We start from the raw sequence: 12,208 nt of genomic DNA, 5'->3' as shown, positions 1-12,208 counted from the left end.
ATGAGCAACGGAACGGTCCCTCCCCCGAGGAGGACGGTCCGGCCGGTCTTTGCGGTCGCGAGGAGGATGCCCTTGATGGCGTTCCGGAGTCCCAAGGTGTGGCTGTGGCGGTGGCGGCGCAATCCGCTCAAGCGCCGGGCGGACGTGATGGAGGGCTGGCTGGTGCTCGGCGTCGGGCTGCTGACCGTGCTCGCCGGGGTGCTCGCCGGGCTCATGGTGGCCCGGTCGGTGACGCAGGGGCTGGCCCGCGAGCGCGCCGACCGGCGCCCCGCCGCAGCCCAAGTCGTCGCCGAGATCCCGGACGTGCCCACCGGACGGCACATCTCCCATGGCGCCCCGGGCTGGGCCGAGGTGCGCTGGGCGGCGGCCGACGGTTCCGTGCGCACCGGCCTGGTCCGGACGGCGGACGGGAACAGGGTCGGCACCAGGGTCACCGTCTGGACCGACTCCCGCGGCCACCTCGTCGGCAGCCCCGTCCCGCCCGGCCAGGCCGCCTTCCGGGCCGGTCTCGTCGGGACCCTGGCGGGCCTCGGCACCGCGCTCGGCCCCTTCACGGGCGGCATCCTGCTGCGCGCCCGGCTGGAGCGCCGCCGGCTGGCCGCCTGGGACACGGAGTGGGCCCGGCTGGGGCCGCAGTGGGGACGCATGGTCTGAGCGCGGCCCGGTGGAGACGTCCCGCCGCCGAAGAGGTCGAGCACCGGAAGGATCGATCCTCGGCTTCGGCTGCCTCGGTTCGTCGCGCTCGGCATCGTGATCGGCGCCATCGCGGGCGCGGTGTCCTCGCCGATGGTGAAGTGCCGGTCACCGTGGCCGAATCGTTCTCGCCCGGGGACGGCTCCACGGGGCTCAGCCGCGGTCGGGCAGGGCCCGTTCCAGGATGGCGTTCAGGTCCGTTCCGGGGGGCAGGGTTCCGAAGGAGTGGCCCCAGTCGCCGGCCAGGCGGGTCGCGCAGAAGGCGTCCGCGACCGGCCGAGGGGCGTGGCGGACCAGGAGGGACGCCTGGAGGGCGAGCGCCATGTGCTCGACCAGACGGCGGGCGCTGAGCTGGTCGGCCCGGGGCAGCTCGGACTTGAGGGCGGCCACGGCGGAGTCCAGGCGGGCGTCCGCGCCCCGGGCGAGGGCCAGTTCGGCGAACAGGGCGTCGGCGGCGCCCGGTTCGCGGCCGAGGGCGCGCAGCACGTCCAGCGCGTTGACGTTGCCCGAGCCCTCCCAGATGGACAGCAGCGGGGCCTCCCGGTAGTGGCGGGGCATGCCGGATTCCTCCACGTACCCGTTGCCGCCCAGGCACTCCAGGGCCTCGGCGGTGAACGCGGGCCCCCGCTTGGTGACCCAGTACTTGCCGACGGCCGTGGCGATCCGCCGGAAGGCGTGCTCCCCGGCGTCCCCGCGCACCGCGCGGTCCGCGGCCCCGGCCAGCCGCAGCGTGAGGGTGGTCGCCGCCTCCGACTCCAGCGCGAGGTCCGCCAGCACATTGCGCATCAGCGGCTGTTCGAGCAGCCGGGCGCCGAACGCGCTTCGGTGGCGGGCGTGATGACCGGCCTCGACCAGCGTCTTGCGCATCAGCGTCGCCGAGGACATCACGCAGTCCAGGCGCGTGCAGTTGACCATCTCGATGATGGTCTTCACGCCCCGCCCCTCGGGCCCCACCAGCCACGCCACGGTCCGGTCGAACTCCGGCTCGCAGGAGGCGTTGGAACGGTTGCCCAGCTTGTCCTTCAGCCGCTGGATGCGGAAGGTGTTGCGGCTGCCGTCCGGCAGCACGCGCGGCACCAGGAAGCAGGACAGCCCGCCGGGGGCCTGCGCCAGGACGAGGAAGACGTCGGACATGGGCGCCGACGTGAACCACTTGTGCCCGCGCAGCGTGTACAGGCCCGGTTCGCCGGTGGGCGTGGCCCTCGTGGTGTTCGTCCGCACGTCCGAGCCGCCCTGCTTCTCGGTCATGCCCATCCCGGCGATCAGCCCGGGCTTCTCGGTCGGCACCCGCAGGCCGGGCTCGTACTCCCGGCTGGTGAGCAACGGCTCGTAGACCTTGGCCAGTTCGGGCTGCGCGCGCAGGGCGGGTACGGCGGCGTACGTCATCGACGTCGGGCAGCCGTGCCCCGCCTCGGTGTGCCCCCACGCCAACCCGCCCGCGGTACGGGCCACATGGGCGCCGGGCTGCTCGTCCGCCCAGGCCGATCCGGCGAGGCCCGCCTCGACCGCGGCCCGCATCAGATGGTGCCAACTGGGGTGGAACTCCACCTCGTCGACGCGATTGCCGTAGCGGTCGTGGGTGCGCAGCACCGGCTCGTTCAGGTTCGCCTGCTCGGCCCACTCCTGGGCCTGGGCGCTGCCGGCGCGGGCGCCGATCCGGTGGATCTCCTGTTCGGCCCACTGGGCGCCCTCGCGGCGCAGGCCCTCCAGGAGGGCGGTGTCGTCGGAGGAGTCGTAGGGGGCGAGGGGCGGGGGCTGGTTGGTGACGTCATGGGTCGCGAGCGGCGGCTGTGACTGCGGCTGTGACTGCGTCTGGGGCTGCGTCTGCGTGGAGGCCATACGCGTCATGTTGCGCTTTCTCTGCGGCTGTAGCAATAGTGCAACATGGGGGCGCACGTAAAGTACCTGCCCATGCGCATGAACGTGTCGACCGGGCCGGAGACGACCGGCCTGCGGCCCCTGTCCGCCCGGTCGGTCGTGCTGAGCATGCTGCTGGCCGTGCACCCGCCCGAGTTGCCGGTGCGGGACCTCGTACGGCTGGTCGAGCCCTTCGGCGTCGGCGGTTCCACGCTGCGGGCCGCGCTGAGCCGGATGGTGGCCGCGGGCGATCTGTGGCGCACGGACGCGGTCTACGGGCTGAGCGAGCGGCTGCTGGCCAGACAGCGCCGCCAGGACGACGCGGTCCACCCCCGTACCCGGGCGTGGGACGGTGACTGGGAGATGGTGGTCATCACGGCGACGGGGCGCGGCGCGGCCGAACGCGCCGAGCTGCGCGCCCGGTTGACCGCGCTGCGGCTGGCCGAGCTGCGCGAGGGCGTGTGGCTGCGCCCGGCCAACCTCGACCGGCCGCTGCCGGGCGGACTCTACCGGGTGGCGGTGACGTACACGGCCCGCCCGGACGAGCCCGCGCACGACCTCGTCGCGCGCCTGTGGCCCCTGTCCGGCTGGGCGAGCGCCGCCCGCGCCCTGCTCATGTCCGCCTCCGACGCCCCCCGCCCAGCGGACCGCCTCACCGCCTTCGCCGCGATCGTCCGCCACCTCCTCGGCGACCCCGTCCTCCCTCCGGCCCTCCTCCCCCCGACCTGGCCGGGCCCCGAACTGCGCACGGCGTACGCCGGGTATCAGCGGGAGGTCGGGGCGTCGGTCGGGGTGGAGGGGAGGGTGAGGGGCCGCTGAGGGGCCGGGGCCCGGGCTTGAGGGGGTGGTGCTCGGCGGTGAGGAGGCGCTGTCGGCGGGGTGAGGTGGTCCGCCGGGCGGGCCAGAGGGCTCTGCCCGCCGTCGGGGCCGGCCTCGCGGCCCTTGGAGGCGCACGCCCCGCCGTCGAGTACGCACGCGTCGCCTGCCCAAGCCCCCCGCCCCGCCCCATGCGGAGCAACCCCCGCACCCGCTCTCCACCGGTCCTCCGGGCACCGTGGCCGCGACGGCTCCCCGCCCCCGGTGACCGGGCCGCCCCGCGCCCGCCCACCCGGCGGGTGGCGCGCCCGACGTGCAGGGCGTTCCCTGGGAGACAGGAGGGTGACCGGCACGGTCGCGGGCACTCGGTGGGGGTTGGACGACGATCTCACCCGAGGAGAGTCATGGCTGAGCAGAAAGCGTCGTCGGCCCTCACGGCGCCCCTGCGCGGTGCCGCCTCGGTGCTGCGCAAGGTGCCGGGTGCCACGGCGGTGGGCCACGCCGCTGAGGAGACCCTGGACAAGGTGGGCGCCGTCTCCCCGCGCGGGCGGCGCATCGCGGTGTACGCCGGAGCGGGTGTGCTCGGCGCGGCGGGCGTCGTGGAGTGGCCCGTGGCACTGACCGGCGCGGCGGTGGCCTGGCTCACCCAGTCCCGGCCCGGCCGGCACGGCGACGGGACCGGCACGGACCGGGCCGCGGCTCCGCACGATCTCGGCACCGCCGCGCTCCGGTCCGGCGCGGACGCGCATACGCATGGACCCCAGGAGCAACCGCACCGGCACCACGGCGAGGGCGGACACGGGCACGGACACGGGCATCGACCCGGACCCGTACCCGCCGACGGCTCCCGGGACAGCACCCCGAAGGCGGTGACCGGCCCCCTCGGGCCCACCGCGCGCCCCGACCGCACCACCCGCTGAGGAGAGCCCCTTGCCAGGTCTGTTCACCGTGCCGCGGGCCACCCTCCGGCTGCTGCCCGCGCCACCACGTCTGCTCGCCCGCGCCGCCGTGCCCGCCGTGGGGGTGGCCGCCGGCGCTGCCGCGGTGCCGGAGTGCGCGGCGCGGACGCGGCCCTGCGGGTCGCCCGCGTCGCCCGCAACACCCTCCCCGGCTCCGGCGACCACTGGCGCTCCGGCACCCGCGCCCACCTCGCCCTCCGCCCCGCCACACCCGACTCCGCCACCGGTGCGTCCGGTGGGCAGCCCCCACCCCCCGAGCCCTCGTCGGGCGGGACCACCGCACCCCCGGCTCCCGAGTCCGCCACCGGCCCCGCAGACGTGACGCCACCCCCCGCCCCCGAACGCCGGGCGCCCGAGCCCTCCGCGACCGCGCCCCCGCCTCCCGAGCCTCCGCCCAGCCCCAAACCCCGGCCTCCCAACCCCACCCCCCACATCGGCCGCCGTATCGCCCAGCTGCTCGCCGACCGCCCCGACGTGCTCTTCGCCTACTGGGACGACGGTCTCGGCCGGCTCGTGGTGAGCGCGACCGAGGAGGAGGCCACCGACGACGTGGTCGAGCACGCCGCGCGGCTCGCCGCGCGGCACGGGTTCGAACTGGCCGCCGGGGATGTGGAGGAGACCACCCACCCGGCCGACCCCGCGGGGGTCCGTACCGCCGTGGCCACGTTCGGGGTCGACGTGCTGGGCACCGCCGTCGCGGTCACCGGGTACGCGCTGCGGCTGCCGCCCTCGCCCCGGCTGCTGACCGCCGTGGTGACGCTGCTGCGGGAGAACCCGCGGTTCCGCGCCTGGCTGCGCGCCCGCCTCGGACCCGACCGGATGGACCTGGTGCTGGCCACCGCCAACGCCGCCGCGCACGGCGCCGGGCAGACCCCCGCGTCGCTGCTGCTCGACGGCACCCTGCGGGCCTGCCAGGTCGCCGAGACCGTGGCCCGCGCCGCCGCCTTCGACGCGGTGCACGACGACCTGTGCGCCCCCGACCGCGTCAGCCTCGCCCCCGGCGGCGAGCCCCGGCCGCCGCTGCGCGAGTCGCCCGCCCAGGAGTACGCCTCGCACGCCTCGGCCGGCAGCGTGCTGGGCGCCGCGGCCACCCTGCTGGTCAAGCACGACGGCACCGAGGCGGCCGAGGCGGTGCTCGCCGGTTCCCCCAAGGCCGCCCGCTACGGTCCCGCCGCCTTCCACGCCGTCCTCAGCGCGGCCCTGTCCCGCACCGGGGTGCTGGTCCGCGACCCGGAGCGGCTGCGCCGCCTTGACCTGGCCGGGACCGTCGTCCTGCACGCCGGGGCGCTGCGCGGCGCGGACGGCGAGGCGGACCCGTGGGCCGAGCCGGTGCTGGACGCCGCCCGCCGGGCCGGGCTGCGGGTGGTGCTGGTGGACGATCCCGCCCTGGAGGACTTCACCGGCCTCGCCGACCAGGTCGTGGACGCCCGCCGACCGCTGGACGACGTGGTCTACGAGGCGCGCGGCGAGACGCACACCGTCCTCACCGTCGCCCGGGTGCGCTCGGCCGAGGACCGCGACGTGCTGGCCGCGCTGCGCGCCAGCGATGTCGCCGTCGCCCTCACCGACCGGGACGGCGCGGTGGTGTGGGGCGCGGACATGCTGGCCCTGCACGGGCTGCCCGACGTGTGGCGGGTGCTGATCGCGATCCCGGCCGCCCGCGCGGTCGGCGGGCGGTCCCAGACGCTGGCCCGGTCCGGCGCGGCCCTGTCCGGACTCCTCGTGGCCGTCGGCGAGGCCAAGGGCGGCCGGGGGCGGTTCGCCATGCTGCCGGGGCTGCGGCACGCGCCCGTCGACGCGGGCGCCGCCATGGCCCTGCTGTCCGGGATGCGCGCCGCGCTCGGCGTGGCGGTGGCCCGCGCCCCGCACCCCCGCCCCCGGGTGCACTGGCACGAACTGGACCCGGACCAGGCCAGGGACCGGCTCGAACACCGACCCGGCGCCGAGAGCACGCCGTTGGGCACGCTGACCGAGGGGCTGCGCAAGGCGGCCGACGGGGCCTTTCGGCATCCGCTCGTCGCCCCCGTGCGCTGGTCCTACGAGCTGGGCCAGGCCGTCCGCGGCGAGCTGCACGACCCGCTCACCCCGGTCCTCGCGGTCGGCTCGGCCGCCTCCGCGATCCTCGGCTCGGCGGTGGACGCCCTGCTCGTGGTCGGCGCCCTCGATCTGAACGCCCTGGTCGGCGGGGTCCAACGGCTGCGCGCCGAGCGGGCGTTGTCCGGTCTGGTCGCGGACCAGAAGCGCAAGGCGCGCGTGGTGCCCACGGCGGAGGAGGCGCCGGCCGGTGGCACCCGCACCGTGGAGGCGGGCAAGCTCACACCGGGCGATGTGATCCAGCTCAAGGGCGACGACGTGGTGCCCGCCGACGCCCGGCTGCTGTGGCAGGAGGGCCTGGAGGTCGACGAGTCCGCGCTGACCGGCGAGTCCCTGCCGGTGGAGAAGGACACCGACCCCACCCCGCACGCCCCGGTCGCCGACCGCAGCTGCATGGTCTTCGAGGGTACGACCGTGGTGGCGGGCGAGGCCCGTGCCGTCGTGGTCGACACCGGCGAGCACACCGAGGCCGCCCGCGCCGTGCACCTCGCCGCACGCACCCCCCCGGCCGCCGGAGTCCAGGCCCGCCTCCAGGAACTCACCCGCAAGGCACTGCCGTTGACCCTGGCGGGCGGCGCCGCGGTGACCGGTCTCGCGCTGCTGCGCGGCACCCCGATCCGGGAGGCGGTCAGCGGCGGTGTGGCGGTCGCGGTGGCCGCCGTACCGGAGGGGCTGCCCCTGGTGGCCACCGTCGCCCAGCTGGCCGCGGCCCGCCGGCTCAGCCGCGGCGGGGTCCTGGTGCGCACCCCGCGCACCCTGGAGGCGCTCGGCCGGATGGACACCATCTGCTTCGACAAGACCGGCACCCTCACCGAGAACCGGCTGCGTCTGGTGCGGGTCTCCGACGCCGAGGGCACCGTACGCGCCGTGGCCGCCGCCGGGTCCGCGGACACCGTACGGTCCGCCGCCCGCGCCTGCCCCCGTTTCAACGGCGGCTCCGAGCGGCCGGTGCACGCCACCGACGAGGCCGTCCTTGCCGCCGCCCGCCCCGATCCCGACTGGACGCAGCTCGCCGGGCTGCCCTTCGAGGCCGCCCGCGGCTACGCGGCCGCCGTCGGACGCACCGGTGACGGCTCCCGCGTCCTGGTGGTCAAGGGCGCCCCCGAGACCGTACTGCCCGCCTGCACCGGCCTCCCCGCGGGCGCCGCCAACGCGGCCCAGGAGCTGGCCGGTTCGGGACTGCGCGTCCTGGCGGTGGCCGAACGGCGCCTCGACGGCGGGGAGGACGAGTCCGCCGTACTCGAACAGGCGCTCCAGGAGCTGGAGTTCACCGGAGTGCTGGCGCTGTCCGATGTGCCGCGCGACACCTCCACGGCACTGGTGAAGGGGCTGCTGGAGGCGGGCGTACGCCCCGTCGTGCTCACCGGCGACCATCCGCAGACCGCGCGTGCCATCGCCGCCGAACTGGGCTGGCCGGAGGACACCGTGGTGGTCACCGGCGACGAACTCGCCGCCGCCGACCGGGCGGCGCGGGCCCGGATGCTGCGCGACGCGGGCGTGGTGGCCCGGGTGGCGCCCGAGCAGAAGCTCCAGGTCGTGGAGGCGCTGCGGGACGCGGGCCGGGTGGTCGGCATGGTCGGCGACGGCGCCAACGACGCGGCGGCCATCCGCGCCGCCGACATCGGCGTGGGCATCAGCGCCCGGGGCTCGGCCGCCGCCCGCAACGCCGCCGACATCGTGCTCACCGCCGACGACCTCACGGTCCTGATCGACGCGGTCGGCGAGGGCCGCGCCCTGTGGCACAGCGTCGCCGACGCCATCGCCATCCTGATCGGCGGCAACGCGGGCGAGGTCGGCTTCGGCCTGATCGGTACCCTGGTGTCCGGACGGGCGCCGCTGTCCACCCGGCAGATGCTCATGGTGAACCTGTTCACCGACCTGTTCCCCTCGATGGCCGTCGCCGTCACGGAGAAGGAGGGCGAGGCGGACCTCGCCCATGTGGAGGAGGCCGCCGGGGTGCTGGGCGACCCGCTGCTGCGGCAGATCAGGCACCGCGCGCTGACCACCTGTCTGGGCGCGCTCACCGCCTGGCTGATCGGCCGCTTCACCCCCGGCACCGCCCGCCGCTCCAGCACCATGGCGCTGTGCGGGGTGGTCGGCACCCAGCTGGTGCAGACCCTCCTGGACCGGCGGGACAGCCGGCTGGTGCAGATCACCTCGCTGGGCTCGGCCGCGGTGCTCGTCGCCGTCGTCCAGACCCCGGTGCTCAGCCGTGCCTTCGGCTGCACCCCGCTCGGCCCGCTCGCCTGGGCCGGTGTGGCCGTCGCCATCGCCCTCGCGCTGGCGGGACAGCGCGCGCTGCCCCGCCTGGAGGAGACGGTCGTACGGCTGCTGCCGAGCTGAGGCTCACACCGAGCGCAGGTACTGCTCCGGCACCCGCACGTCGCCGCCCAGCTCCCGTGCGGTGTGCCGGGCCCAGGAGGGGTCGCGCAGCAGCTCGCGGCCGAGCAGGACGGCGTCGGCCTCGCCGTTCGCGAGGATCTTCTGGGCCTGCTCGGCCTCGGTGATCAGACCGACGGCCGCGACCGGGAGGCCGGTCTCGGCCTTCACCCGGGCGGCGAAGGGGACCTGGTAGCCGGGCCCGACCGGGATGTGGACGCCGGAGGCGTTGCCGCCGGTGGAGACGTCGAGGAGATCGACGCCATGGGCGCGCAGATCGCGGGCGAGCCGGACCGTGTCGTCCGCGGTCCAGCCGCCCTCCGCCAGCCAGTCGGTGGCCGAGACGCGGAAGAACAGCGGCTTGTCCGCGGGCCACTCCCGCCGTACGGCGTCCACGACCTCCAGCGCGAAGCGGGCGCGGTTCTCGTAGGAGCCGCCGTAGGCGTCGGTGCGGTGGTTGGAGTGCGGGGAGAGGAACTCGTGGACCAGATAGCCGTGGGCGCCGTGGATCTCCACGACCTCGAAGCCCGCCTCCAGCGCCCGGCGCGCGGCCTGCCCGAACTGCCCCGTGATCTCCTTGATCTGATCCACCGTCAGCTCGGCGGGCACCGGGTGGCCCTCGGCGAAGGGCAGCGGGCTCGGGGCGAGGGGCTCCCAGCCGTGACCCTCCGGGCCGATCGGCGCGCCGCCCTTCCAGGGCCGCTCGGTCGAGGCCTTGCGACCGCTGTGCGCGAGCTGCACGGCGGGCACTGTGCCCTGGGCGGAGAGGAAGCGGGTGATCCGGCGGAACGTCTCCACCTGGGTGTCGTTCCACAGGCCGAGGTCGTAGGGGGAGATCCGGCCCTCCGGGGAGACCGCGGTGGCCTCGACCACGATCAGACCGGTGCCGCCGGTGGCCCGCGCCCCGTAGTGCGCGACGTGCCAGTCGTTCGGGGCGCCGGTGAGCGGCCCCGCGGGCTCGGCCGAGTACTGGCACATCGGGGGCATCCACACCCGGTTGGGGATGGTCACCTCGCGCAGGGTGACGGGCTCGAACAGCACGCTCACGACAGATTCCCTTCGTCATGGACCGCAGGTCTGCTCGTACGATAGACCTCGTAGTACGAGAGATGTCAAACTATGATGGCTTTCGTACAATGCGGGGACGTGACCGTTCCATGACGCAAGCGACGAAGGTGGGCCGCCGTGACCGAGACCGCCGCCCCCGGCCGGGTGCTGTCGCACCCCGACCGGGCGGAGATCCGACTGGAGACCGTGCTGCACGCGCTGTCCGATCCGGTACGGCTGCGCATCGTCCGCGAACTCTCCACGGCCGCCGACGAGTTGTCCTGCTCGCGCTTCGACCTGCCGGTCACCAAGTCCACCAGCACGCACCACTTCAGGGTGCTGCGCGAGAGCGGTGTCATCCGGCAGTGCTACCGGGGCACGGCCAAGATGAGCGGCCTGCGCCGGGACGACCTGGACGACCTCTTCCCCGGCCTGCTCGACGCCCTGCTCACCGCCGCGAAGAGCCAGCACGCCCGCGTGGGCGACGACGCCTGAGCACGCGGCCGGGGGGCCGCGCCGTGGCTACGACGACCGGGCCACCGCCAGCAGGGTGTCCCAGTCCGCCAGCTTGACCACACCCCGGCCCAGGCGCGCGCCCAGCTCGGCCTCCGCCCGCTCGATCGCCAGCCAGCCGTCCCAGACCACCGGCTCGATCCCGGCCGCCAGCAGCGCCGGGACCGCGTCCTCGGGCGCCTCGCAGCGCGCGGCCCCGGGGGCGTCCGCGAGCAGCGAGGCCACCGTCTCCTTGGCGCAGGGCCGATTGGTGCCGATCACGCCCGACGGACCCCGCTTGATCCACCCGGCGACGTACTCCCCGGGCGAGGCCACGCCGTCGCGCACCACCCGCCCCGCGATGTGCGGGACCGTGCCGCTCGGCTCGTCGAACGGCAGCCCCTCCAGCGGCACCCCGCGATAGCCCACCGAGCGCAGCACCAGCTGCGCGGGCAACTCCTCGTAGCGTCCCGTCCCCGTCACCCCGCCCCGCCCGTCCGGCGCCGTGCGCTCGAAGCGGACCGCGCCCACCCGGCCGCCGTCCGCCAGCAGCTCCACCGGGCGCAGGAAGAAGCGCAGCCGAATGTGCCGCCCGGTCCCTGAGGGAGGCTGCTCCGCCCAGCCGCGCAGCACCTCCAGATTGCGCCGCTGCACCGCGGGCAGCGTCTCCGGGTCGGCCGGATCGAGCGCCAAGTCACCTGGTTCCACGAGGACTCGGGTGCCGGGCAGGGTGCCCAGCTCCCGCAGCTCCTTGGTGGTGAAACGGGCCTGCGCGGGACCGCGCCGCGCCACCATCCGCACCTCACGGACCCCGCTCTCCGCCAGCGTGTCCAGCGCCCCCTGCGGCATGTCCGTCGGGCGCAGTTCGGCCGCGCCGCGCATCAGCATCCGGGTGACGTCCACCGCCACATTGCCCGCGCCGATCGCCACCGCCGAGCGCACGTCCCGCAGGAAGCCCGCGTCGGCCGCGTCCGGGTGCGCGCTGTACCAGGCCACGAACTCGGTCGCCGACCAGCAGCCCGGCAACTCCTCGCCGGGAATGCCGAGGTGGCGGTCGGTGGCGGCGCCCACGCAGTACACCACCGCGTCGTACAGCCCCCGGAGCACCTTCACCGGCAGCCCGCCGGGCCCGCCCACCCGCACCCCGCCGAGGAAGCGCACCCGCTCGTGCTCCAGCACCGTACGCAGGCTGCTCTGGAGCGACTTGATCTTCTCGTGGTCCGGGGCGACGCCGTACCGGACCAGGCCGTAGGGGCAGGGCAGCCGGTCCAGCACGTCCACGCGCACCCCGGGGTCCTGCTGGACCAGCTGCTGGGCGGTGTAGCACCCGCTCGGTCCGGATCCGACGACGGCGACTCGCAGCACGGCGGTGCTCCTGACGGCGAAAGGAGAGTGCGCGGACGTCTCCAGGGTCCCACCGCGGCGCCCCCGAGGGCAGAGCCCGCCGGGTGACGCGGGCGCGTGTCCCACCGTATGGAGGGTGCGCGCGCGGATACGTTGCGTAGGTGCTCGAAGCATCCTTTCTTGATCTTTCCGAGCGGAACGCGGAGGACGGCGCGCTGTCCGTGTGGCCCGCGTGGGAGGTGCGCGAGCACGACGGCACGCTGTCCTGGCTGTACGTCCGGCTGGACTTCCCGGACGGCGCCGGGGTGGACGCGCTGGCCGTCGTGAGCGACGGGGGCAGCGTCTGCGTGGAGGAGATCCGGGCCCGCCCTGCGCTCTCCCTGGACGATCTCACCGTCCTCGCGGACTGGATCGAGGAGCCGCTCCTGGAGGCGTTCTGGGCGGGGGAGCGGGCCGCGGGCCGCGCCCCGGTCCCGGCGGCGCACCACGACGAATCCGGTCCCGGCGCCTCGCGCGCGGCCCGGCGC

General features: G+C 75.7%; 9 protein-coding genes. 6 read left to right on the top strand and 3 right to left on the bottom strand.

The features are described from left to right. The first annotated feature begins 75 nt into the window (after positions 1-75). A complete protein-coding gene (locus ACLF5H_RS21890; protein WP_421677714.1) occupies positions 76-654 on the top strand; it encodes a hypothetical protein in 579 nt (192 codons plus the stop codon). A 192-nt stretch (positions 655-846) separates the two neighbouring features. Here ACLF5H_RS21890 and ACLF5H_RS21885 read toward each other — a convergent pair whose 3' ends face one another. Next, positions 847-2,532, bottom strand: coding sequence for a DNA alkylation response protein (locus ACLF5H_RS21885; protein ID WP_421677713.1), 1,686 nt, complete (start codon positions 2,530-2,532; stop codon positions 847-849). Between the two features lie 72 nt (positions 2,533-2,604). Here ACLF5H_RS21885 and ACLF5H_RS21880 point away from each other — a divergent pair, with 72 nt between their 5' ends. From ACLF5H_RS21880 to ACLF5H_RS21870, 3 genes are all read left to right on the top strand, one after another. After that, a complete protein-coding gene (locus ACLF5H_RS21880; RefSeq protein WP_421677712.1) occupies positions 2,605-3,369 on the top strand; it encodes a PaaX family transcriptional regulator C-terminal domain-containing protein in 765 nt (254 codons plus the stop codon). Positions 3,370-3,770: 401 nt separating this feature from the next. Continuing rightward, positions 3,771-4,286: a hypothetical protein gene (locus ACLF5H_RS21875; RefSeq protein WP_421677711.1), complete on the top strand. Its 516-nt coding sequence runs from the start codon at positions 3,771-3,773 to the stop codon at positions 4,284-4,286. A gap of 132 nt (positions 4,287-4,418) precedes the next feature. Then, positions 4,419-8,762: an HAD-IC family P-type ATPase gene (locus ACLF5H_RS21870; RefSeq protein WP_421677710.1), complete on the top strand. Its 4,344-nt coding sequence runs from the start codon at positions 4,419-4,421 to the stop codon at positions 8,760-8,762. A gap of 3 nt (positions 8,763-8,765) precedes the next feature. On the opposite strand, the gene ACLF5H_RS21865 is transcribed toward ACLF5H_RS21870, so the two are convergent. Then, positions 8,766-9,845: an NADH:flavin oxidoreductase/NADH oxidase gene (locus tag ACLF5H_RS21865; RefSeq protein WP_421677709.1), complete on the bottom strand. Its 1,080-nt coding sequence runs from the start codon at positions 9,843-9,845 to the stop codon at positions 8,766-8,768. A 138-nt stretch (positions 9,846-9,983) separates the two neighbouring features. On the opposite strand from ACLF5H_RS21865, the gene ACLF5H_RS21860 reads away from it, so the two are divergent. Beyond that, positions 9,984-10,340: an ArsR/SmtB family transcription factor gene (locus ACLF5H_RS21860; protein WP_421677708.1), complete on the top strand. Its 357-nt coding sequence runs from the start codon at positions 9,984-9,986 to the stop codon at positions 10,338-10,340. A gap of 27 nt (positions 10,341-10,367) precedes the next feature. On the opposite strand, the gene ACLF5H_RS21855 is transcribed toward ACLF5H_RS21860, so the two are convergent. Then, positions 10,368-11,702: an FAD-dependent oxidoreductase gene (locus ACLF5H_RS21855; RefSeq protein ID WP_421677707.1), complete on the bottom strand. Its 1,335-nt coding sequence runs from the start codon at positions 11,700-11,702 to the stop codon at positions 10,368-10,370. 140 nt (positions 11,703-11,842) lie between these two features. Here ACLF5H_RS21855 and ACLF5H_RS21850 point away from each other — a divergent pair. Further along, positions 11,843-12,208 (top strand): DUF6214 family protein (locus ACLF5H_RS21850; protein WP_421677706.1); only part of this gene is annotated, 366 nt, incomplete at its 3' end.

Origin of the sequence: Streptomyces sp. LaBMicrA B280 (genome assembly GCF_049222185.1) — a bacterium.
Taxonomy (GTDB): domain Bacteria; phylum Actinomycetota; class Actinomycetes; order Streptomycetales; family Streptomycetaceae; genus Streptomyces; species Streptomyces murinus.
This window is presented reverse-complemented; position numbering and strand designations above follow the sequence as displayed.

Coding starts and splice junctions, on each gene's coding strand:
- ACLF5H_RS21890 (WP_421677714.1), top strand. CDS start 76: ATGGCGTTCCGGAGTCCCAAGGTGTGGCTGTGGCGGTGGCGGCGCAAT.
- ACLF5H_RS21885 (WP_421677713.1), bottom strand. CDS start 2,532: ATGGCCTCCACGCAGACGCAGCCCCAGACGCAGTCACAGCCGCAGTCA.
- ACLF5H_RS21880 (WP_421677712.1), top strand. CDS start 2,605: ATGCGCATGAACGTGTCGACCGGGCCGGAGACGACCGGCCTGCGGCCC.
- ACLF5H_RS21875 (WP_421677711.1), top strand. CDS start 3,771: ATGGCTGAGCAGAAAGCGTCGTCGGCCCTCACGGCGCCCCTGCGCGGT.